17 protein-coding genes are annotated in these 24,301 nt (G+C 56.2%); 13 read left to right on the plus strand and 4 right to left on the minus strand.

What is annotated here, in order from left to right:
- Positions 1-2,969 (minus strand): hypothetical protein (locus tag AABO57_00005; GenBank protein ID MEK6284103.1); only part of this gene is annotated, 2,969 nt, incomplete at its 3' end.
- 923 nt (positions 2,970-3,892) lie between these two features.
- Between AABO57_00005 and AABO57_00010 the strand changes: the two genes are divergently transcribed.
- The 5 genes from AABO57_00010 (at position 3,893) to AABO57_00030 (ending at position 13,246) form a co-directional block, all read left to right on the plus strand.
- Complete coding sequence (locus tag AABO57_00010; GenBank protein MEK6284104.1) at positions 3,893-5,437, plus strand: YifB family Mg chelatase-like AAA ATPase; 1,545 nt, start codon at positions 3,893-3,895, stop codon at positions 5,435-5,437.
- 517 nt (positions 5,438-5,954) lie between these two features.
- Positions 5,955-6,734 (plus strand): hypothetical protein, encoded by a 780-nt coding sequence (locus AABO57_00015; GenBank protein MEK6284105.1) that lies wholly within the window; start codon positions 5,955-5,957, stop codon positions 6,732-6,734.
- A gap of 785 nt (positions 6,735-7,519) precedes the next feature.
- Positions 7,520-8,092 (plus strand): hypothetical protein, encoded by a 573-nt coding sequence (locus tag AABO57_00020; protein MEK6284106.1) that lies wholly within the window; start codon positions 7,520-7,522, stop codon positions 8,090-8,092.
- Between the two features lie 506 nt (positions 8,093-8,598).
- Positions 8,599-10,446 carry a VWA domain-containing protein gene (locus tag AABO57_00025; GenBank protein ID MEK6284107.1) on the plus strand — a complete coding sequence of 616 codons (1,848 nt, stop codon included), beginning with the start codon at positions 8,599-8,601 and terminating at the stop codon, positions 10,444-10,446.
- Between the two features lie 328 nt (positions 10,447-10,774).
- On the plus strand, positions 10,775-13,246 hold the full coding sequence (locus AABO57_00030) for a VWA domain-containing protein (protein MEK6284108.1): 2,472 nt from the start codon (positions 10,775-10,777) through the stop codon (positions 13,244-13,246).
- A 200-nt stretch (positions 13,247-13,446) separates the two neighbouring features.
- Here AABO57_00030 and typA read toward each other — a convergent pair whose 3' ends face one another.
- A complete protein-coding gene (gene typA / locus AABO57_00035; GenBank protein MEK6284109.1) occupies positions 13,447-15,270 on the minus strand; it encodes a translational GTPase TypA in 1,824 nt (607 codons plus the stop codon).
- 232 nt (positions 15,271-15,502) lie between these two features.
- On the opposite strand from typA, the gene AABO57_00040 reads away from it, so the two are divergent.
- From AABO57_00040 to AABO57_00075, 8 genes are all read left to right on the plus strand, one after another.
- Entirely contained in the window at positions 15,503-16,087 is a 585-nt protein-coding gene (locus tag AABO57_00040; GenBank protein MEK6284110.1) for a hypothetical protein, read from the plus strand.
- A gap of 2 nt (positions 16,088-16,089) precedes the next feature.
- Positions 16,090-17,562, plus strand: a complete 1,473-nt coding sequence (gene gatB / locus AABO57_00045) for an Asp-tRNA(Asn)/Glu-tRNA(Gln) amidotransferase subunit GatB (protein MEK6284111.1) — start codon at positions 16,090-16,092, stop codon at positions 17,560-17,562.
- Positions 17,563-17,576: 14 nt separating this feature from the next.
- Positions 17,577-18,179, plus strand: a complete 603-nt coding sequence (locus AABO57_00050) for a peptidylprolyl isomerase (GenBank protein ID MEK6284112.1) — start codon at positions 17,577-17,579, stop codon at positions 18,177-18,179.
- An 8-nt stretch (positions 18,180-18,187) separates the two neighbouring features.
- Complete coding sequence (locus AABO57_00055; GenBank protein MEK6284113.1) at positions 18,188-18,694, plus strand: DinB family protein; 507 nt, start codon at positions 18,188-18,190, stop codon at positions 18,692-18,694.
- A 214-nt stretch (positions 18,695-18,908) separates the two neighbouring features.
- Positions 18,909-19,184 (plus strand): EutN/CcmL family microcompartment protein, encoded by a 276-nt coding sequence (locus AABO57_00060; protein MEK6284114.1) that lies wholly within the window; start codon positions 18,909-18,911, stop codon positions 19,182-19,184.
- A gap of 71 nt (positions 19,185-19,255) precedes the next feature.
- The gene (locus tag AABO57_00065; GenBank protein MEK6284115.1) at positions 19,256-19,528 is read left to right on the plus strand and encodes a EutN/CcmL family microcompartment protein; all 273 of its coding nucleotides are present in this window, start codon (positions 19,256-19,258) and stop codon (positions 19,526-19,528) included.
- Between the two features lie 31 nt (positions 19,529-19,559).
- Positions 19,560-19,952, plus strand: a complete 393-nt coding sequence (locus AABO57_00070) for a hypothetical protein (GenBank protein MEK6284116.1) — start codon at positions 19,560-19,562, stop codon at positions 19,950-19,952.
- Between the two features lie 50 nt (positions 19,953-20,002).
- Positions 20,003-21,535, plus strand: a complete 1,533-nt coding sequence (locus tag AABO57_00075) for an HD domain-containing phosphohydrolase (GenBank protein MEK6284117.1) — start codon at positions 20,003-20,005, stop codon at positions 21,533-21,535.
- Between the two features lie 150 nt (positions 21,536-21,685).
- Here the strand turns inward: AABO57_00075 and AABO57_00080 are convergent, their stop codons facing one another.
- Positions 21,686-22,204, minus strand: a complete 519-nt coding sequence (locus AABO57_00080; GenBank protein MEK6284118.1) for a hypothetical protein — start codon at positions 22,202-22,204, stop codon at positions 21,686-21,688.
- A 286-nt stretch (positions 22,205-22,490) separates the two neighbouring features.
- Positions 22,491-24,212, minus strand: coding sequence for a D-aminoacylase (locus tag AABO57_00085; GenBank protein ID MEK6284119.1), 1,722 nt, complete (start codon positions 24,210-24,212; stop codon positions 22,491-22,493).
- Positions 24,213-24,301 lie beyond the last annotated feature (89 nt).

A 24,301-nucleotide genomic window follows, 5' to 3' on the forward strand; every position in this document is an offset into this window, starting at 1 on the left:
GGTGGGTTGAACCCGTCTCCGCCCCCTATCGAGAACCCTGTCAACACCGGCCTGGTTGGCGTTCCCAGCAGATCCATTCGGCAGTACTCGAATACGAAGATCCCGCTGCCTGACGGTCTTGGCGGGCAGCCTACCCTCACACCCGTGATCGGCTCTGTCGTGAACCTCAGGTCAGTCGGACCCTCCTGGAGATCAAAGGCTGGATCTAGGTTATCCCCAGTCGGGTCGGCGGGGTCGAGCAACTTGCTCGAGTTCTCGTCAATTCCGGTACCGTCGTCATACAAAGTCACCGAGAATGTGTTGGACGCGTTCACCGTGCAGAATTCATTCCCAGTCTCGGGCACGTTGATCCACCGGATCTTGAACGCATTCACGTTCTCAAATCCCAATGCCATCACCGGGAACGTGCACAGATTCAGCGCGCGCGACGCCGGATTCAACTTCGCCCACGCCGGCGCTATCTTCGCTTCCCCTTGACGGAACGACGGCACGTTTGCGAACGGCGACGTGTCCCCTGTTCCAAACGTTATGTTTCCGTTTGAATTCCAGAAGAACCCGTTCCACACACAATCTGCAGTTCCAACGGGCCCGCCAAACAAGAACTCAAATCCGCCCTCGCGTAGGCCTGTCAGGGTTGGACTGCCTAACCCGTTATCATCATCTCCGAAGAATGGCGTATTCTGATCGTCACCACCTGCCACCTGATGTCCAGGATCGAGGTTTTCGAAGATGATCGTCCCCGCCGTGGCGTCATCCCCCAGCACCGGCTGTGTGCTCCCTAGTGTCACGCCCGGACCAAGCGGAACCGCCGCTGCGTTCGTTCCAACCAGACGGTTGGTGTAACGCAGGAACCCTCGCGCCAGCCCTGACAACCCTGCCGGAGTTATCGTGTTGATATCCAACGGAGCCTGGTAGAAGATGTGATCAAATCTGTCTGAATCTCCATCTCCAATGTTACCGCCGGAAGCTGGCGGATTCGGAAGGGTATCTCCTCGCAGATCAACGAAGTCTGCTCGGCGATCTGGCGGGCAGATGTCCTCAAAGCAGAGAATCTCACCTAGCATCGGAGAAGGGCTCTTGCCGATCCCTGCCGGTGTGCCGCCACTGATCACATACACTGTGCCCTCGCCGCTCACCGCGAGCCCGGCGTGAGTTGTGTAGTCTATCTGCATGTCAACTTTGAGCAGTCCTACTGGCGTACTCGGGACGACTGCAGTGCCACCCACGGCAGGAGCCAGATTCGGCCCGTTGCCCTGGACGAATATGCGGTAGTTGTTCACTCCGGCGATGCGGGTCGTAACCGAAGCATTTGCCACGTCGGCGAATCCGTCCGCCCTTGGCAATGTGCCTCCTACGTCCGGATCCACCTGATCGGGGAACGAAGCCTGCCCTGAACACCCATCGACCAGGCCCTGGCAATCGGCGAAACTGATTACCATCGAAGGCGTCCCCGCAGCACCGAATTGAGTCGGCGCCCCGAACAATCCCATTGTCAACTGGTCAAAGCTAACGTCGCCCGCCACAAATGAACGGGACACCGCCGCGTACAGCACGTTGCAGGGCCCGGTTGCCAGGGCGACTATGTTACCCCACAGGCCTACATTTCCGCCGCCGTAGTTGGTGTGACGCGCTCCACTGAATAGTGGTGCGCCAGTTGGCGGGGCCGAGGTATTATTTATCCAACTGCCAAGAGTCGGGGGATCGGGTATGCCTGTGATCACACGATTGATCCGTGGCGATGGACACTCCTCCACCGTCCGGCAAACCTCGGTCGCCTTGAAAATCGCGCCGCCGGTTGTCGATCCGGGCAGCGACGTAATCAAATCCACCAACTGATAATACAAACTGCCGTCGTCATCCACGGCGACGCCGGCGAGGTTAATGAACCTGCTGCGCAGTATCTGGCGCACGTCGGTTAGAGCTACAAATCCGCCGCCCGCATCCGACCCTTCAAAGAGGCCGAAAGCAAATATTCTCGTGCGGATTGGTTGATTGGCAGCATTGACGGCGCAGCCTTCTGTGTCCACCACCGATACGTAAACTACTTCGCCTACGATGCCGCATAACGCTGGATTAAGGTCACCGAGATCTGCCACAGGATTTACCGCAATACCCGTGACGATCACCTGGTCGTCTGCACAATCGCCGGCTGTCGGATTCGATAGAGCAAACCCACCACTCGCGTTTGTGTTGACCAATTCAGGAACATTGAAGGCGAAGACAATATTAACTAACGAAGAGCCCCCGGTATCAATGCCTGTGTAGACATTACCGACGGAGTCGCCGTAATAGTAGACATTGAAGAAGGGATGCCCGTTCCCGCGCGTGTGTTCGGAAATGGCCGCTCTGGTGAGCGTGAAATCTATCTCGGTTTCCTGGCCAGAAAAATCATCGACCTTCGACCCCCGATCAGCGACGCAATCTTCCCGGCCATCCCAATCAGCAATCAGAGCAACCTCGGAAAACTGATTGTCGCGGCCCCCGATTGTGGTAATGAGCGCGGCCGACAGAGCATCGTTCACGCCCAACACATTGGGCAGGCCAATAGGCGCGCCGAGCGCCTCACCAGGAGGAGTTGTTGCATTGAGCCTGCCGCCTGGCGGAAGCGGTGTGACATGACCGCTAGCGGAGGAGGTGAGGTGTTGAGCGGCTTGAGTCCTCACCTGCCGAAGCTGCTTCTTGGGCAACCGCCTGATGCCGAGCGACTTCAGCACATCAGGAGAGATCTTTCCTTGAGCTGAGTCGGCCTGAGCCCTGACCGCCGCCTCATTCTCTGATTGCGCTGCGACTGTCGATGCAACAGCGGCCGCTGGTGGCGCGACTACTCTCCGACTATTCGGCGTCGCGAATGCAGCCGGACTCGCTTTGCTGCCCGCTGCGCTAACCTTAATACCCACGAGAGGCACTGTCAGTGCAGCTACACTCAAGATGCCCATTGCCGCAAATGCTGACTTCTTTAGTCTACTCATTTCTCTCCTCCAATCGATTTTTGAGAACTCCGTCCGAACCTGCTACCTGACGGCATCGCCAGTCGTGAAGAATGCCGGAGCACATTCAGTCCGAACATTCTTGATGAACTCAAGGACCCGCCTAACTCGCCATACTCGCGCGGACCTCAAACTGCACCTATCAATCCAAGCCCGCCTCGCTCCCTCGCATTCCCTATCCATCCTGAGACAGGGCGTTGGCTGTGCTTGCGCGCCGCTTGCTTGACTACCTGGGCGGGGGCTCCAAACAGAAACACCGAACAAGGGCTTAAGAGATTGAAGGCCGTATATTAGAACGAAATGCGGTTGAATGCAACCACGATTTATCGAATTTTGGATTGAACTGGAAATAGAAGGCGCGGGCCTTCGAAAGACCAGTATTCATTCCGGTACCCCGGACTTCTCACGCTGAGGAAGCACCATCACTCACGCCGGAACTTGACGTTTCGCAAGACCTAAGCGGTGGGAGAAAGGAAGGTCACTCTAGTCGTGACCCTCCTCTATTTATAAAGTGAGAAGTGTTCCTCTCACTCGCGCCTGATTATTGTTAGTTAACTGGACACCGCCTCCGTGCATAGGAGTGGCTGCGAAGGCGCCGTTCGGCCCTGGACTTGTGATTATCACATTTCCGGTCAGCCCGTTGCAGACCTTCTTGATCAATCTCAGCCTCCTCGGGGTTGTCGTTCGACGAGCAACCTCGACCACCTTGATCTTCTGCGGCAGTCACTCCCACCGTCGCTGTGGCTCCCTCTTTGACCAAAAGTCTCGTAGAAGCGGTCGCGGATCACACAAATGAATGACGTCCGATTGATTTGCGTCTATAATGACAAGGCTGGGATAAACGTCTCCTTCCTGGGTTCCCAGTTTACTCAAGCAATTTAAAACATCGCTATGGAGGAGTTGCAATGCTCTTCAAGACCATTAGCGCAGCCGTGTTTGGTATCGACGCGTACGTCGTTGACGTCGAGATCGACCTGACTCCGCGTGCCGGCGACAGCATGGTGCCGGCCTTTACCATGGTTGGGTTGCCGGACGCGGCTGTTCGCGAGAGCCGCGAGCGAATACGCGCAGCCATCAACAACTGCGGCTTCTTCTTTCCTATCCATCGCGTGACGGTAAATCTCGCCCCGGCCGACGTGAAGAAAGAAGGATCGAGTTTCGACCTGCCGATCGCAATCGGGATACTTGGGGCGAACGGCGATCTCAATCGCGAGGAGCTGAGTGACACGCTCATCGTTGGCGAGCTGTCATTGGACGGCCGTGTTCGTCCAATCAAAGGCGCCTTGCCCATCGGAGTCGCGGCACGCGCGCACGGCGTGAAGCGACTGCTGGTGCCCGCGGAGAACGCTCACGAAGCAGCGGTTGTCAGCGGGCTCGACGTTTATCCGGTAGCGACGCTCAAAGGCGTGGTCGATTTGATCAACACTCAGGAGCCGCCCCTGCCCTTGAAGGTTGACACTCAAGCTCTGCTGGCGAACCTCGACCACTACTCGGACGACTTTCGCGAAGTGCGCGGACAACCACACGCCAAGCGCGCCATCGAAGTAGCTACCGCAGGTGGCCACAACATCCTGCTCATCGGTCCGCCGGGCTCCGGCAAGACGATGCTCGCGAAGCGCATTCCGACTATTCTTCCGCCGCTCGAATTCGAAGAAGCCATCGAATGCACAAAGATTCACAGCGTCGTGGGGCTGACCGAAAAGCATGGTCTGATCACCACGCGGCCGTTCCGGGCTCCGCATCACACGATCTCCGACGCCGGCCTAATCGGCGGCGGCGCGGTTCCGCGTCCGGGCGAAGTATCGCTCGCTCACAATGGCATGCTGTTCCTGGATGAGCTCCCCGAGTTCGAACGCAATGTGCTCGAGGTGCTTCGACAGCCGCTCGAAGATGGCAAAGTGACGATCAGCCGGGCGGCGATGTCGTTGACGTTCCCATCGCGTTTCATGCTCGCCGCTGCGATGAATCCGTGTCCTTGTGGTTTCTTCAACGATCCTACTCGCGAGTGCAAGTGCTCGCCGATGCAGATACAGCGGTACGTGTCGAAGATATCCGGCCCGCTGCTGGACCGCATAGACATTCACATCGACGTCCCTGCGGTGAAGTTCAAGGATCTGGCAAGCGACACGCCAGCGGAGAGTTCCTCCGACATCCGCGAGAGAGTAGTCAGAGCTCGTCGCATCCAGTTGGAGCGTTTCTCGGGCGAGCGAATCTACTGCAACGCCCAGATGTCGCCGCGATTGATACGCAAGTACTGTGCGATCGATTCAGCTTCGAAGGGGCTGCTGGAGAACGCGATCACGCGGCTGGGGTTGTCGGCTCGCGCTTACGATCGAATATTGAAAGTCAGTCGTACGCTTGCTGATCTGGAGGGAAAGGAACAGATCGAACCCAGCCACGTCAGTGAAGCTATTCAGTATCGCACGCTGGACCGAAACTTTTGGGCGTGAGGTCTTGCTACAGGAATTCGAAGCTTCGGTTTCAATCCACCTGTTACGCGAAGGCTGTTACGCCCGGCGGCTACTGTGAAGAGAATTGATCTCGAACGGTTTACAGTATCTTGAATATCAATATTTCAGGCCTGACCCCACTCTACGATCTCTGACTGCGGGGTCTCAGCGCGGATGATGACGAATTTTCTTGACATCGAACTTACATAAGCGCATGATCGCGGGGGTCTTTTTCAACCCGTGTTTTTAGAATGACAAAAGCCGAAATCGGCAAAACTTAAGCCAGCCTCACTTCTTCGGATTAAAGTAGTGAAAAGTAATGCTTGACACGATGGCAATCGGACGTATGCTGAGCGTCCATCGTACTGGCGCCTGTGGAACTCGCTACGACTAGCATAAAAAACGAAACTCAGCTTCTGGATACTCGCCATGGAAGAAAGACAACTTAAGATGCAGAATATTTAGTGGATTTGTTTCCTTGTTCGGCAGATAACTCTGAAAGGAGACCTTGAGAATAATGAAAGAAAAATCAATCCGACCATATTTGTTTGCTACCATCTGTCTTTGTATGGCAATCGGCTTGTTATCTTTCAAGCTTGATAAACCTAAAACAGATGCTTCTGCGGACCAGCTTAATCCTGCGGTAAAAAGTCTTGTCTCGAACCTAGAGATCGTTCAATCAAAAATGATTGGTCCTAACACGCTTCAAGTCATCATGAGGAATGGTTATCAAAAAGATATTACGGCTGTTGTTGCTTCAATAGGGCCCGAGAAGGTTATTCGTAGAGATTATATCTACGCTGAATTGGAGCGGGACCAGAAGCTCTCGCCCGGAGCTGCTGATGAGTTCTTATATTCTATAGACTCTCGGGAAGAAGAAAACATTGTTATTACAGCTGTTTTATTCAGCGATATGACTAGAGAGGGAGAGCATAAAGCGGTTAAAAGTGTCTTGGATAAACGGCGGGGAGTGAAAATCCAGTTGGCTCGCTTTAACGCTCATTTAGAAAACCTCAATAAACTAGATTACAGACGGCTCCCAGCAGAATTTCGCAATGTAAGAGAATTTGCTGAAAAGTTGCCTATTAAGACAGACGATGGTGCTCCTATCTCTGATGCTCTTGAGTTTGGTCTTAAACATGGCAAAGCATTAATTCTTAGGTATCTTTCTGAGATGAACAACCAATTGGAAGATGAGAAAGGATTGAATCTCTCAGATGCGAAGCAAGGTGAGAAATTCAGAAATGAATCTCTACGAGTAGAGAAGGATTTTGAAAGCTTGGTGCGTAGACTCTGAGGGTTGCATTTTTACATCTTAATGAGAAACTCCTCCAACTCAACCGCGCCGAAGCCATCCGCCGCGAAGCCAGCGAGAAGTCGAGTCGTTTTCGATGAGAAGCATTACCTTTTCGAAAAGCAAAGGTGCCAACCAAGTAGGGAGCTAGAATGAGAAAAAGGCTGGGTGAGATAACAATTATTCTCTCTTGTGTGTTTGTCTCTAATACAGCGGCAGGCTCTGCAATGCCTATTGTTGATTGTACGCCGTATACTAATAGCGGCCCTACGGATTCAACACCATATAGCGCGGGCTGTCAGAGTACAGAGTCATGGCAACTAACCACGTTGTATAAAACAGAACAAAGAGTAATTCGTTGGCCTGATGGGGCTACCAGTAATGTCACAGCTAGTTCCACCGGAGCCTGCGTTCTCGTCCATCCAAATTGTCATTATGATGCTCTAATTCCTAATTGTAGTGCAGCTAATTATAACAACCCTGCCAACGCTTGCTATAGAGTACCATGGGAATGTTGGCCAGAGTTTTTTCCACCGGAATACAACTCAAATGGACATTATGAGCAGACACTCTTCCGAAAAGGCGCTCCCTTATTTACCACGAGTTGTCTTTTGGGGCAGAATAGCGATCTATATGGCGAAACCCGGTGCAGCCGAGGATCATCGGATGATACAAATGGCACTAAAAGAGATCATACTTGTCCCAATACGGTTGCCTGTGGAAGCTGCAGCTTGCCTCCTGAATCACAAACAGAGTGTGATGCGTGCGGAGGATGGTGGGTCTCATACATGGAGGGAACATACTGCTGCTATGACCAAACGAATACACCTATAGTCATCGATGTCGAAGGAAATGGCTTCAACCTCACAAGCGCAAAGGATGGCGTGTCATTCGATATAAACAATGACGGCAACCAAGAGCATGTGTCGTGGACTTCTGCGGGTTTTGACGATGCTTGGCTAGTGCTGGACCGCAATGGCAATGGAACAATAGACAATGGCTCTGAATTGTTCGGGAACGCAACGCCGCAGCCACCTTCTTCTCGGAAGAATGGATTTCTAGCACTTGCCGAATATGACAAGCCCGCGAATGGGGGAAATGGCGACGGCAAAATAAACACGTCGGACGCTGTCTTTGCCTCTTTATGTCTCTGGCAAGACACGAATCACAATGGCCTATCGGAAGCGTCCGAGCTACACACGTTATCCTCGCTGAGTGTTATGGCAATAGATTTAGATTACAAGACATCGAAGCGCACAGATCAGTACGGAAACCTATTCAGGTACAGGGCAAAGGTCCGTGATGAGCACGGTGCAAGCGTAGGCAGATGGGCGTGGGATGTGTTCCTTACGCGCGAATGAATCGCACGTTTGATTCCTCTTAAAACTCAACTGTCGCTCGGTCTTGTAGTCCTAAAGTTGGATGTGTAGCGCTTCTTCGAGCTTTATCGAATCTGTGCTCGAATCTCTGCTCAATCTTCTTCACGCGAATCGCTTAAGTTCCAGGCGCGTATCAAGGTTTGTACTCTACACCAATACCTTCTGCCAGCTAATCGGTTCGCGATGTTCCGCGACCATAGGCAAGCCTCAACTAAAGTCACAACTAGTGTCTATGTTTTTTGTTATCTCCCGAGGCCTGTTCTCAAGACCCGGCACGGCACCGGAAAAGCCTTAGGCGTTCTATCACTGGAGAGGCTTGGTGGCTGATCCAGTTCAGAAAAATTACACCTTCAGGCTACGCCTGGCCAATCTCGAGACATCCTAATCCAGGGGTCTGAGTAGCGAGGTACAACGAGCTCCTGCGCCCTCAGACGCTTAATTGCATCATCAAGCCACTCGGCTTAGAATCAAATCACTGGAGTTCCCGGATGAAGCTCAAAGCTGGACGCGCGTCGCTAGTCGCTCTCCTGACGGCTGCTTTTTTGATATCGCTCTTTCCGCCCATCTATGCCGACTCGGGCACGAGCCAGTCGCAGCAGGCGGGAAACTCTTCCCGCCCTCGCCGCGGCAAGAACGGCGAGCCGGTGAACAACGTCGATAATCAGACGCCTAAGAGCGCGGATCAGGAGATAGCTCCCGAGCCGGGCTCGCCGCAGGACTCAAAGCCCGAGACTTCGAAGGCTGCGTCGCTACCTCAATCGAGCCAGCAGAAGCCGGCCGCAGCCGGCGACAAGAGTTCGCAAAGTACCAGGCGCACCGAAAACACAACTGCCACCCGGGAGCCGGCCGAATCGCAGCAGCAGCGCGAGGCTCCACCCTTTGATCGTCCGCCGATCGGAGCTCAAGGACGATCTAGTGGTGACTCGAATAATCGTAGGAGTGAAGGGTCGAGCCCGGCAAGACAAAGTCCGAGCTACTCCGACACGGACTCTTCTACCCGCAGCGACTCTCGCGGTAAGACGCCAACCCAGTCTCAGAGCTCAACCGGGGTCCAACGCGATAGATTTCCTGAGTCCTCGACCGGAACTGATGTTGATCCGGAGCGAACCAACCGCTCTGGCGGACGCCCGCCCGTGCTCCAACGTCCGGCCGACTCTCGACAGCGCGACGACGGCGGCTCTCCCGGCGCACGGCCGCCTGTGCTTCAGCGTCCGACCGACTCTCAGGCGCGCGACGAAGGCGAGTATGCGGACCGCAACGCCGGAAGACGACCCGCCTCCGGCCAGCAGCCAGAGGCCGGCACCCAGCCAGCGGGCGGCGAGGACGAGGTCATCAAGCTTGAATCGACCCTGATCAACCTGCCCTTGCTTGTGAGTGATCGGTCGGGTCGATATGTGCCTCAATTGAGCGCGCGCGACTTTACGCTATCCGAGGATGGCGTTCAGCAGACGATTGCGTCGTTCGGTAGCGAGGAGGTTCCGTTTAGTGTGGTGCTTCTGCTCGACGTGAGCCCCAGCGTTCAGGGAAACATTGAAGGCATCCAGGACGCCGCGATTGCATTCGTTCGCCAGTTGCGCTCCCAGGACCGAGTCATGGTGGCGTCCTTTGATCGCAGTATTCATTACTTGAGCGACTTCACCAACGATCGCCGCGAGCTTGAGAGCGCGATTCGCAGAGTGAACACCGGTTCCGGCACGAGTGTATACGACGCCGTCTATGAGACGGTAGCGCACAAGTTTCGCAACGTCGAGGGACGCAAAGCGCTGATACTTTTCTCGGACGGCGAGGACACGACAAGCAGCCGAGCGAGCCACGATGATGCGGTCAATCTGGTGACTGAATCGGATGTTCTGGTTTACGGCTTGCGCTATCCGGGCAACGGAGGCCGCGGCGGCGTTCGAGTCAATCCCTGGCCTCGGAGTCCTATTCCCGGGATACAGCTTCCGTTCCCCTGGCCCTTTCCGATGCCGCGTCGACGCCGAGGGCCGTTCAGGTTGTCGGACCCGTCAGCGACCGGAAACAACGCTGTTCCCTCGCCCGCCGGGCAGTGGCAGCGACGAAATGGGCGGGGCGGTGATTTCATGGCGGATATCACTGCCGCGGGCGGTGGGCCGGTGTATGACGCAGAGAAGATCAGTGACTTGAGCCGGGTTGCCAATAGGATCGCCGAAGAACTTCGGCACGTGTATGTGGTTAGCTACTATCCGACGAATCCCCTCTCGAATGGCGGCTATCGCTCTGTTCGCGTCAGCGTCAAAGGGCGTGATGACATCGCGGTGCGCCATCGCCGCGGTTATAACGCGCGGTCGAACGGAACTGCGAAACCTACGATCTAGTCTTAGGATGAGTCCGTTCCCATCAGGGCCGCTAATCAAGATTCTGCTCTAGCAAGCTATCACGCGTCCCGAGCGCAGGCTTGCAGTCGACCTACCTACAGTTCTTACCTTGTTCTTCGCCCGTCGGCGGTCTGTGCTCGTCCGTCGCTTTTCTTGAGCTTGTCCCATTGGATACCTGAATGGGTGACATCCTTCCTGTTTGACTGGCCATTGTGCATATAAGAAGATCGTAGCATCTGTCCACTTCAACATCGCGGTCAATGCCCGCAAGCGAGTTGCCGCCGCGATCAACGTAGTCGGTTTCGAGCCAGTCCAGCGGAGGTAGGCCATGAAGACTTTAGCCCCCACAAGTCGGCGCGGTATGCGTCGCGTTCGTTCAGTGTTTCTGTTTGCGTTCGTACTCGTGGTCGCAGCCGCGACGCTTCGCGCTCAAGGCACCGCAGTTCGCGTGGAGACTTTCTCGTTGAAGCCAAACGGTGAGGTCGCGGTTGAGAATCCGCGCGGAGCAACTCGTGTTGAAACGTGGGACTATCAAACCGTGCGCGTCGTCGCGGAGAAAAAAGGCCCGGCTGAAAGCTCGATGCAGCCCGGGGAACTTGTGCTGATGGGCGCGCAGAACTCGATCATCGTCCAGTGCAAGCAGGGCGCCGGCCGGATCGATCTAACGATCTATGTGCCGAACAGCGCGCGGCTACAGGTGACCGGCGGTGTCTGGCCGGTCGACATAAGCGGCGCCCTTGCAACCGCGGTTATCGACACTACGAGTGGAAACATCGCCTATCGTCTTCCAGCTAATGATGACGCACGTGTCGCGATGCGCTCAGCGTTAGGAACCGTTCGTTCGACCGTTCCGCTTACGGCCGTGGAGCGCATTGGTACGCGCAATCTTCAAGGGCAGCTCGGAAACGGGGCGGCGCAACTAATCCTCAACAGTCAGAGCGGGAACATAACGCTCACGCCGGCGCCGAACTCGCCCGCGATTGCCCGGGCCGCGAAGTCGGAGTCCGGCGTCTCCGCTGCGAAAACCCAGCCTTCGCGGGGCGAGACGGCGGCGGAGTCAGAGGCCGACAACCAAAGAGGAAGCGAGCAACGCACTAACGGAACTTCAACGCCGATGAAACGCGATCCGGTTCCGCAGGATGACTCCAATATTGGCGACCCGGGCGCGACTAGGCGGCCGGCTCAGAGCAATGGCTCCGTCGTCTTCGCAGGGAGCGACCGAAGCAATGATTCCAGTTCGACGACGACCAGTGGCCCGATCAGCCGCCCTCGCACGGAACGAAACACGAGCGGTGGGAATTCCGATCTCAAGGTTCGAATAATACCCTCGAACGCGCCGCCTCGCGGTTCGCGCGATGCCGCCGGATCAATCTACGATCAAGCGAATGATGAGACCAGGCAGGACACCCAGTCTCCAGCGAGCGGTTCGTCACCGGGCTCGCGGGCGTCGAAGGCCTCGGGTGGCGCCAATCCCGCAAGCGGCACCGTTGACTTTGCCGGAACAGATCGCGCTGACAGCGCGACGGGCAAGGCGCGAGTCGGGCCTTTGGAACGCGATCTCCAGACGAAGAACACCAGCGGGGGCAACTCCGGCCTGCGAGTAAGAATCATCCCCGCGGATTCACCGCCGGGTGCGTCGCGCAGTTCAAGCTCGGTCTTCGATAACCGAGACGAGCCGACGCAAGCGCCAGCCTCAGCGGGCGCCTCTACGCGGACGAGCCCACAAACTGGCTCAGGCCAGAGCGCTCGCACAAACGACTACTCGCGGCCGGGCAGCAGCGCCCGTAGCGCGGATGCTACCGCAAGAGCCGATGACGAGATCGCTTCCACCAATTCGCGCGCAGGCGCGCCGCCGACTTTGCATAGGAGCCGCGCGGAGGATTCACCCGTGACCAACGAACCCGAGGCAAAGGCAAAGAATCCCGATGAAGAAGCTATCGTGCTAAAGGCGGCGCTGGTAAGCCTGAACGTATCGGTCACTAATCGAGCAGGAGTTGCGTTGGCGAACTTGAAGAAAGAAGACTTCGAAGTCGCGGAGAATAGCGAGCCGCAGAAGATCGAGTTCTTCGAGCCGACGACGGCGCCGTTCAACCTGGTATTGGTCCTGGATCTTTCGGGCTCGATCAAGGACAAGCTTGACGTTGTGAAGTCCGCGGCTCTGCGCTTCGTTGAAATCTTAGGCCCGCAGGACAAAATCGCGGTAGTGACCTTCACCGACGAGATTCGTGTTGTGACTCAGTTGACCAATGATCGCGAAGAACTCAAGCGCCGGATAAGGTTGATCGACAGGTCGCAAGGTGGCACGGCGTTCTACGAGGCTCTGTGGTTCTCGCTGATGGACACGCTTCGAGGGACTCGCGGGCAGCGCAGCGCGATAGTGGTGATGACCGACGGAGTGGATAGCTCGCTGGACCGCTACAATCCGATGGAGAGCCGAGTATCGTTCGATCAACTGGCGCGCAGGTTTGAAGAGTCCGACGTGCTCGTCTTCCCGATCTATCTGGACACAGAGTACGAAGAGGTGTTCGAGCGGGGCAACAGCTCGTCGGAGGCTTATGCCGTTGCTCGCGATCAGCTCGATCGAATCGGTGAGTTGACCGGGGGGCAATCCTTCAAAGCTGAAAAAGTAGGCGATCTATCAGGGGTCTACAAACAGGTTGCGGCTGCCATTCGCACGGTGTACAGCGTCGGCTACTATCCAACGAATCCGGAGCGAGATGGAACATTCCGGAGAGTCAGAGTAGGAGTCAATCGCGCGGACGCAGCAGTGCGCACTCGAAAGGGATACTACGCGAAATGACTGCGGCGTGAAGCGTGATGCGTGAAGCGTGATCAGTGAGGCTGAAGAGGCGACAGCAACCCGAAAAGGAGTGAGGTAGGATCACAGGTCGGGAAGGGTGGCTTGCCCCCGCTCTTGCTGGGCGATTCATCAAGAAGAGCGGGGGCAAGCCACCCTTCCCGACCTGTGATTCTACTCCATACTCTGTCTATCCTCATTTACTAGCTCTGCTCACTCGCCCGGCCCTTCGGCCGCTGGTTGGAAGCGAGAGTCTTTTTGCGCATTCTTATCGACGACGGAGTCACTTCTACAAGTTCATCTTCGCGGATAAACTCGAGGGCTTGCTCGAGCGAAAGCTCGCGGAAGGGCACCAGGCGCATCGCTTCGTCCGCCGCCGACGCGCGCATATTGGTGAGCTTCTTCTCCCTGATCACATTCACATCCAGATCTACATCGCGAGCGTTCTCGCCGATGACCATTCCTTCATAGACCTGAGTTCCCGGTCTGACGAAAAGCTCGCCGCGCTCTTGAAGGTTGTAAAGCGCATAGGTCGTGGCGGGGCCACGCCGGTCGGCGACCAGCGCGCCGGTGATCCGTTGCGAGATCGTGCCTTGCCATTCATCCCATCGTAAGAAAATCGTGTTCAGCAACCCGGTGCCTTTCGTGTCGGTGAGGAACTCGCTGCGGAATCCGATCAGCCCGCGCGACGGAATCTCAAATTCCATTCGCACGCGGCCGCTCCCGTGATTGACCATCTTGGTCAGCCGGCCCTTGCGGCGGCCCAGGGCCTCTGTAACCACGCCGATGAAAGTGTCGGGGCAATCGATCACGGTCAGCTCGATCGGCTCGAGTATTTTTCCGTTCTCTCGCCGGGTGATGACCTCGGGCTTCGACACCTGAAGCTCATATCCTTCGCGCCGCATCATCTCGATCATGATCGCAAGCTGGAGCTCGCCGCGGCCTGACACCTTGAAGGTGTCCATTGTCTCAGTAGACTCGACTCGAATGGCGACGTTGGCAAGCGCTTCCTTATCGAGCCGCTCTCTGACCTTGCGCGAAGTGACGAACCTTCCTTCACGGCCTGCGAACGGCGAAGTGTTAACGCTGAAGAGCATCGAAATCGTCGGTTCATCGACGGTGATTCGAGGAAGCGGCTGCGGGTCTTCGGCTGCGGAAACGGTCTCGCCGATGTAGATGTCTTCGATGCCGGCGAGCGCTACTATCTCGCCTGCTTCAGCGTGGTCGATTGGCACTTGTTTCATCCCTTCGAAGGCGTAGAGCTTGGTCACCTTGGTCCTCTCGACCCGGCCGTCGAGCTTGCAGATGGATATCTGATCGCCGACTGCAACGGCGCCCGAAAAAATCCTGCCAATCGCCAGCCGCCCAACATAGTCGTTGTAGTCGAGGTTTGCCACAAGCAACTGCAGCACGCCGTCGACCGGAGCGGCCGGCTTTGGAGTCGTGCTGAGGATTTGATCAAACAGCGGGCGCAGATCGGCGCTTTGATCCGCAAGCTCGTGCTTTGCGATTCCGTCGCGCGCAACGGTGTAGATGATCGGGAAGTCGACCTGCTCTTCGGTGGCGTCCAGGTCGATGAACAAATCGAAGACCTCGCTGACTACCTCGGCGGCACGCGCGTCCTGCCGGTCGATCTTGTTGATCACAACGATCGAGGGCAGCTTTTGAGCGAGCGCCTTGGAAAGAACATAGCGCGTCTGCGGAAGCGGTCCTTCGCTGGCGTCGACCAGCAGCATCACTCCGTCAACCATCATGAGAACGCGCTCGACTTCGCCTCCGAAATCAGAGTGGCCGGGCGTATCGACGATGTTGATCTTCACGCCGCCATAGTGGACTGAGGCGTTCTTTGCCATGATAGTGATGCCGCGCTCACGCTCCAGGTCCATTGAATCCATCATCCGTTCGACGACGGCTTCGTTGGCGCGAAACAACCCGGACTGCCTGAGCATCGCGTCGACCAGGGTTGTCTTGCCGTGATCGACGTGCGCGATGATTGCGATGTTGCGAATGTCTTCTCGTTGCTGCATGTTGCCCTCATTGCCCCATGGCGAAACAATTATGATAACAGACCGCGGAGAAGGCTGTCAGGCGATGTAGCATAGACTTTATAGTCTGTGTCCGCTCGCTCGCGTAAAAGAGCGAACGCCGCACACAGACTAAAGTCTATGCTACCTCGGTCGGCGAGGATTTCTTTTGAAGCTGGTGCTGATATAATCCCGTTCAACCGTCACCTCACATCGAGGAAGGGAGCCTGAATTCTTGGAGCACATCCTGATCAAGCGGCAGGGCAGTTACCTGTACGCGAGATCATTCGGAATAATAGTAATGCTGTTGACGCTGATCTACGGCGGACTGGGCGCGGTGTTGGCGATCATCACCGAGTCTGATCTCGACGACGTCATGGATGAGATAGTCTTTCCGATCCTGGCATTCATTCCCGTTCTGATGATGTGGGCCGGGTATGCAGGCGTGCTATGGGCGTTCAAACGCGAGGCAAACCACGCGATCGAGTTGACTGAAGAGGGAATCAGGGAAATGCGCGCAGGTCGCGAGCATCACTTCATTCCCTGGGCGGGAGTGCGCGAGATCGAGATGTCTGCGGACCTGTTCGGTGGAATGAGCCTGAAGGCGAAGGGAGCGTTCTCTGAGATCGCGATATCAAACGTTGACCTGGAAATCACTCATCCGATGAACATTGCGAAGATGCACCGCGCTTTGAGCAGGGCGAACGAGATGAGCAAGCTTTTTGGACAACTCAAAGTCACCGCGCCGCAGGCGGCTTTGAGGATGAATAAACTGGCGAGGAGACGCCTGAAAGAGTACGCACTGGTGGATGGTCATTAGCGATGAGAGACAAGTATGAGGCCGTGATCGGTCTTGAGATTCACGCTCAACTCACGACTGAGTCAAAAATCTTTTGTGGGTGCTCGACCCGGTTTGGCGACGAGCCGAACTCCAACACCTGTCCGGTTTGTTTGGGTTTGCCCGGGGCGCTGCCGGTTCTCAATCGGCGAGTGGTCGAAATGGCCGCGCGTGCTGCTCTCGCTCTGAATCTGAACATTAATCACGAGTCGATTTTTTCTCGGAAGAACTATTTCTATCCGGACCTTCCAAAGGGCTATCAGATCTCTCAGTACGACCGCCCGTTCTCTGAGCGCGGCCACGTCGAGATACCGACAGCGGAGCGGAACCAGTCCGGACACGCCATCGAATGGCGAACGAAGCGGTTCAGTATCACTCGTCTTCACATCGAAGAGGACGCGGGCAAGTCGATCCACGAGGGCATGCCTGATACCGGCAAGTCTTATGTTGACCTGAACCGCAGCGGGGTCCCACTGGCCGAGATAGTTTCCGAGCCTGACTTTCGCTCGTCCTGGGAAGCCTACGACTACATGCAGTATCTGCGTCGCACGCTTTTATATGTCGGCGTGTGCGACGGCAATATGGAAGAAGGCAGCTTGCGTTGCGACGCGAACGTTTCGGTGCGCCTGCGAGGCGCGGACAAGTTCGGAACGAAGGTCGAGCTTAAGAACCTGAACTCGTTTCGGTTTCTGCAAAAGGCGATCGAGTTCGAGATTGACCGTCAGATTGCGGCAATCGAAACAGGCGAGCCGATTGTGCAGGAGACGAGATTGTGGAACGAGCGTGAGTCGAAGACCTATTCGATGCGCTCCAAGGAAGATGCGCACGACTATCGCTATTTTCCCGAGCCGGACTTGCCGCCGCTGGTCATCGATGAAAATCTGATCGAGAGACTTCGCGCTGAACTTCCCGAGCTTCCAGAAGCACGACGCATGCGCTTTGTTAGTGAGTACGGATTGTCGTTTGACGACGCGGCGCAGTTAACCGACTCGCGAGGTATGGCTGACTACTTCGAGACTGCTGCGCGAGCTTGCGGCAACGCAAAAGCGGCTGCGAACTGGATTCTCAACGATCTGTTGCGTGAAATGAAGGAGGCCGCGGCGGACATTAGCGCCTTGCCGGTAACCGCTCAGTCGCTAGGCGAGATGATCAAGATGATCGACGGCGGCGGGATCAGCGGAAAGATGGCCAAGGATGTTCTGGTTCGAATGTATCAATCAGGCAAACCGCCGGAAGAAATCGTCCGCGAAATGGGCGGTTCGCAGCTATCCGGCGAAGCCGCAATTCGCGCGTTTGCCGGCCAGGCAATCGCAGCGAACCCAAAGCAGCTTGAACAATATCGCGCTGGAAAAACAAATCTCTTTGGCTTCTTCGTCGGACAGGTTATGAAGCTGAGCGGCGGCCGGGCCAATCCACAGGTTGTAAACGAAGTCTTGAGGAAAGCGCTCGAAGGCTAAGGGTACTGGGATTGATGAAGATCACATCGGGGGTGTTCGTTCTTGCGCTGTTGACTCTCTTGTTTGGCTTCAGCGCCTGCAGCAAATCGGGAACCGACGACGAAGTGGCGGTGCTCGAGACCAGTTACGGCCGGATCGTGATCGAGTTCCTGCCGAAGGTCTCGCCCAAACACGTCGAGAACTTCAAGGAACTCGCGCGGGATAGGTTCTACGATGGGACTAAGTTTCACAGAATCGTTAAGGAGAACAAAAAGCCCGCCGGGATTCAGGGCGGTGATCCAAATACGATCAATGGTGATCCCGCAACCTGGGGACAAGGCCAGAAGGGTCAGAAGACCGTGCCCGCTGAATTCTCAACGTTGAAGCACGAGCGAGGCATAGTGTCCGCCGCTCGCAGATCAGACGACGTCAACAGCGCCACCAGCCAGTTCTTTGTTTGCGTTGCCCCGCAGCCGGGCTTCGACGGCCAATATTCGATCTTCGGACGCGTGATCGAGGGGATGAATGTGGTGGACTCGATTGCGCGCGCCCCGGCCGGCGGCAGCAAGGGCGAAACGCCTATTGACCCCGTGATCGTCAACCGGGCCTTCGTTGTTAAACGAGCCGAGTTGAAATAGAGGCAACTATGAAGAAGCAAGACGTTGAATACCTGTATGAGTACAATCGGTGGGCTAACGCAAGGACTCTCGATGCTGTTTCGAAGTTGACGCCAGAGCAGTTCACCAGAGACCTGCGAAGCAGCCACCGTTCGGTGCGGGACACGTTCGCTCACATTCTTGCAGCAGAATGGATATGGCTCGAGCGATGGAAGGGCACGTCGCCGGGCTCTTTGTTGAATCCATCCGATTTTTCCACGGTCGAGTCGCTCGGAACGAGGTTGGCGGAAGTTGAACGGGACACTGCGGAGTTCATAGACGGCCTGACCGATGAGTTATTAGGTACAGTGATCTCGTACCGGAACACGCGAGGGGAAGAGTGGGCGTATCCGCTGGGTCAGATGCTGCAGCACGTTATGAATCACTCTTCTTACCACCGCGGACAAGTAACAACGCTGCTTAGGCAACTCGGCGCTGACGCAATACCGGTGGATCTCCTCGTGTTTATGGATGTGAAAGCGGGCCAGGGCTCCTGAGCAGAAAATTGAGAATTGAGAATTGAGAATTGAAATACCAGCGCACTTGAGAGTGATGTTGCCAAATCTGTAATTTTTCAATTTTCAATTCTCAATTTTCAATTCCCGTTTCTGACGTAGCGCCTTTATGTACCGTGACTTAATTCTTGACAAGCTCTCCACTCTGGCGCAAGCTGGTAGCCGCTTGAGTATCGGCTCTCACTAAGGTTATCGAATGCAACTTGCTCGTGTGCTGGGGACAGTTGTGGCAACGGTCAAGAGCGATTCGCTTGAAGGTCAGAAGCTGTTGGTTATTCAGCCGCTCGACGGCGCGCTCAACGACAAGGGTCAGCCGATGGTCGCCATTGATTCGGTTGGCGCCGGCAAAGGGGAAATCGTCTTCTGGTGCCGTGGGCGCGAAGCTTCGTTCCCCTTCCTGCCTTCCGAAGTTCCGAGTGATTGCACGATAGTTGGGATAGTTGATTCGGTGTTTCTTGATTCCAGGTTTTAGTTTGGATTTCGGTTAGCTCATCGCATCAATCCAGCTCCACAATCCAATCTAACACCTGAGATCTAAATCTTATGATTCTAGCGCGAGTCATTGGCAACGTGGTGGCCACACAGAAGGACCACCGGTATGAAGGCGGGCGAATCATGGTCGTCCGTCCTACTAACCCGGACGGCTCGGACGCCGGCGACGAGCTGCTCGCGCTGGACTCAGTGGACGCCGGAGTAGGAGACCTGGTCGTTGTTGTTCGCGAAGGGTGGTCCGCTTCTACGTCAGCGACCGGAAGCCCCGGTGCTGCGATTGATTCAGCCATCATCGGAATCGTCGATACGGTCGAGGGCGCGTAGTGTGTTTGAGTAGCCGCTGGTGACGCAACTCATGCCGAAACAGGATAAAGCAACAGTTCGCCGCGTACTCGAGGCCGTGCTCAATAGGCTCGACGCCGAAGCGCGCGGGGGCGAGGAAAATTCGAACTCGATCCTGCTTTCCGAGAGCGGTGATGCAGACGCGCCGGTTATTCTTGTAGTCATCGCCGGGTCGAACTCGACTGCTCAAAACGGAACTGCGCCACCTGAGTTGAGAGTCGACCGGGCTGGACAGCCGGCAACGAATTACGCGCTCGGTCACAACGAGGCGCAAGCGACCCATCCCGGACTCGAACGCTTTCCTTTAGCTGTAACTGACCCACATCCTTCTGCCCCCAAAGCATGCTTTATGGAACCCGGACGCGCCTGTGTTAGTTCAGGCGCCTGCGAGATGCGCGGGTTCTAGCTGCTCGCAAGCTTCGCGGTGACACCGCGTCTGCGAATTGGTGGCAAGTCATGGATGAGCAAACCGGCCTGACCTTCAGATATCTAGGCGAAGAGCACGCCTGCCCGCTTGGCGCGGGTACGCTGAGAATAGGACGCCACGAAGACAACGACATCGTATTAGACAATCCTTACATCTCTCGTTACCACGCTGAAATCATCTCGGAAGGCTCGCGTCATTTGATCCGAGACCTGGAAAGCATGTCTGGAACATTCGCCAACGGGGAGCGAATCACTCAGCGACGTTTGAAGGACGGTGATTGCGTAAGACTGGGGCAGGAACGGGGCGTCGAATTCAGGTTTCACGCCGGGTATTCAAACGGTGATTCTGGCCATAGTGCCGATCTCAAACCTGTCCGCATCATCGCGCCCGGAGACACGCTGTTTCTAAACGCCGCTAAGCTGTCGCACTCGGGGGAACTCCCTGATGCAACCATCGAGCGCCTGCGCGCGCTCTACGAGTTCACCAGCGAGATGCTGACCGCCCAGTCGTCTGAAGACTTGAGCGATAAGCTGGCGGCGTTTATGCAGCGCACGATCAAGCCTCACCGGTGTGCGGTGCTTTTGTGGAACTCGCATCGCCGCGCGCTGGACGTCGCGTCTGAGTACGGCCCGAATAGACCCGGCGCTCCGAGTCGCGGCATAGCCGACCTGGCGTACAACGACAACGTCGCCGTCCTCAGCATGGACGCAAGCACCGATGCCCGTTTCTCCGACGGCCAATCGATCAAGTTCGGTTCCATTCGGTCCGTTATGTGCGCGCCGATGGGATCGAAGAGCCGGCTGTGGGGTGTTTGCTACGTAGACAACGCCAGCGGCGAAAAAGCATTTGATGACGAAGCACTCGATTTTCTGACCGCCGTCGCCCGGCAAGCAGGACTGGCGATGGAGAACCTTTACCTACTGGACGAGCAGAAACGGTCGCTCGAGAGTTTTATCCGTACGCTGGCCGCCTCGCTCGATGCGCGAGATGACACGACGGCCGGTCACTCGGCGAGAGTCGGAGCGATTGCTTCGGCCGTCGCGCGGCAGATGGGGCTCAGCGAGGCGGAGGCCAGGGCAGTTTACTACGCGGGCTTGCTCCACGATTATGGCAAGATCGGAGTACGAGACGACGTGTTGCTGAAGCCCGCAAAACTGACTCCGGAAGAATACGAGCACGTCAAGCAACATCCTCAGCATACCTACAGATTGCTTTCGAAGATGCGTTTTCCTGAGGACCTCGCGGATGTACCGCTGGTTGCCGCCTCGCACCACGAGCGATGGGACGGCTCAGGATATCCGAGCGGACTCAAGGGCGAGCAGATTCCGTTGGGCAGCCGCATTGTCGCGGCGGCCGACGCTTATGATGCGATCACCGAAGAACGATGCTACAACGAGCCGATGTCGCCGGAGGCGGCTATGAATGAGCTCGCGTCGCTGTCGGGGTCCTACTTTGATCCTGACGTTATGGATGCTTTCGGCAGGTACTTCGCCGCCGTGATCGAGCCTCGGAGCCGCCGCCTGAGCGAGCGGATGACGATGCAGGAAGCGAAGCAGCGGTAATAGAATGGCGGTCGAGTTTAGGCATAGGGAGACATATTGAAAATCGAGAATTGAAAATTGAAAAATGCAAATTGAAGATTAGGGCGAAACATTAGTAACCCGCAATTTTCATTTTTCAATTTGCATTTTTCAATTTTCAATTCTCCCGCGCTATTTCCGAGCCAGCATCGTCACAATGCGGGCCAGCCCTTCGACAACCGCCAGACCTGCGCGATCCTCGCGATGAAACACGGCGTTACGGACCTCACTGCCGGCCTGGTACTTGATCGTCAGAATGTAGTCATGCTCTTTTACGTCGGGCGTTCTTCTTCCAGGTACTAGCAAAGCCACGGGCCCGAGCGCCAGCCACCACCATCTCGGACGAATGCGTTTACCCTCAATCATCGTGCTTGCGTCCACCACGTTCGCTTCAAGAATCGACGACGCCGTTATCTTGAAGGATCTGCTTCCGGGGATGATCTCGGCCACTTCGATTCCTTCGGGGCCAATGATCAGCCGAACAGACCCGGCGTCTTCGAAACGTTCGATTCCGTCGAGGTAGCCAATCTCTACGCGAGTAGTTTCCAGTCGGGGTGTCCCAGTCTCGGTGATCGGTATGCCGCACCAAATGCACTTCTTCGCAGCAGCGCCGTTCGTGCGTCCGCATTGTTGGCAGTGGATTGGAGTCATAGTTCACAGTCAGAAGGCGGAAGGCAGACGGCAGAAGGCAGAAGGCAGAAGGCGGAAGGCAGAAGGCAGAAGGCGGAAGGCAGAAGGCGGAAGGCAGCATCCCTACGACTTTCTTCTTTCCATTTTTTCATTCCTCATTGCTTTCCATCGTCAGCCTTCTGCCTTGCATCTCTTCATTCCTCACTGCTTTCTGCCTTCAGCCTTCTGCCTTCTGCTTTCTGCTTTTTCATTCCTCACTGCTTTCTGCTTTCAGCCTTCAGCCTTCTGCCTTCTGCTTTTTCATTCCTCACTGCTTTCTGCCTTCAGCCTTCTGCCCGCTCTCTTTGTATCCCGGTCCTCGCAGCGGGCGACCAGGTCGTGCGACGGTTTGTTTATCCGCGAAGATGACCGGTTCGCCGTTTACAAGCACGTAGCGCATCCCGACCGAAAGGCGGTTGGGGTCTTCGAATGTTGCAACGTCGCGAATTTCCCGCGGGTCGAATACAGCAACATCGGCGAAGAAGCCGGGCTTGAGTAACCCACGATCGGCCAGATGAACGCGATTGGCCGCAAGCGAAGTCATCTTGCGAATCGCGTCTTCAAGCGAGAGCACGTGCTCGTCGCGCACGTAGCGTCCAAGTATTCGTGGAAAAGCCCCGTAGCCTCGCGGATGAGCATTGCCTTCCGCCAGGCGGCCGGTGGTGGCTACCGCGCCGTGATCGACTCCCACGCTCACCCACGGCTGCCGAAGCGCCAGCTTCACGTCATCTTCACTCATCAAGAAAACGATCATGCCTGTCTGGGCGTTGTCGGCGATCAATAGATCAAACAGCGCGTCGATCTCATCCGGCTTGCTCATCATTCGAGCTATTTCGTTGATGCGTTTGCCTTCGTACTTTGCAAGCTCGCGGTTCAGGACGCTCGCGACCAGAATTCCTTCGCCGCCGCCCGCGCCCAAATAGAAGTTCTCCCATTTGTCGGACGCTGCGCGCATCTCCAGTTTCAGCTTCTCGCGCGTTGCCGGGTCTTTCAACTTCTGGACGAAACTGGCCGTGCCTCCCTCGTGAGCCCACGGCGGAACGGCCGCTCCAAGCGAGGTTGCGCCGGCGACGTACGGATACTGATCGGCGGTGATGTCCAGTCCGCGCGCTCGAGCGACTTCGATCTTGGCGATGACATCGCGCATCTTTCCCCAATTCGGTTTGCCTGCCATCTTCAAGTGGAAGATCTCGACCGGGATGTTCGCTTCCGTGCCAATGCGAATCGCTTCATCGAGCGCCGCCATGATCGAGTTGCTTTCGTTTCGCATGTGTGTGGCGTAGACGCCGCCGTAGCGCGCCGCCACCTTCGCAAGCTCGATCAATTCTTCCGTCTTCGCGTAGAACGCCGGCGCGTACACCAGCGACGTGCTGACGCCTACCGCTCCGTCTTCCATCGCTTGGGCTACGAGCTTTCGCATCTGGTCGAGTTCGGCGGCAGTAGGAGCGCGGTTTTCGTCGTGAAGAACGTACTGGCGCACCTGCGTTGCTCCGACATAGGTTGCCAGGTTGATCGCCGTGCCGCTTCGTTCGAGCCGAGCAAAATATTCTCCGAGCGTGCGCCAGTCCGCCGTGAGGTTGAAGTGCTTGAAGAAAGGTTCGCTCTCTTTGAGGATGTAGTCATTCAAGGGAGCGGGCGAGCCTCCTTCGCCGGTGACTTCGGTGGTGATGCCCTGAAATACTTTCGATTCGGCGCGCGGGTCGATCAGCAGATTCGTTTCGGACTGACCGAGCATATCGATAAAGCCTGGAGCTACGATCATGCCGCTGGCGTCGATGCGCCGCCTTGCTCGCGCGGCGCCGACTCGTCCGACTTTGACTATACGGTCGCCGCGAATGGCCACGTCACCGTAGAACCATGGGTTGCCGGTACCGTCAACGATGCGCCCGTTCATTATGATGATGTCGTAGCCTTCAGTTTGTCCGCTTAGTGGCTGCGTCAGCAGGGCGATAAGAAAGATGCAAACGAGTGCGATCACAAGTCGCTTCATCGAATCCTCCAGGCTCGGTTATGCTAATCCGGAATAGACCGCGGATCAGGCGGATTGGACGGATTGGCTCGGATCAGATCGGTATGAAT

The sequence above is a fragment of the Acidobacteriota bacterium genome (assembly GCA_038040445.1).
GTDB classification, from domain to species: Bacteria; Acidobacteriota; Blastocatellia; order UBA7656; family UBA7656; genus Onstottus_A; species Onstottus_A frigus.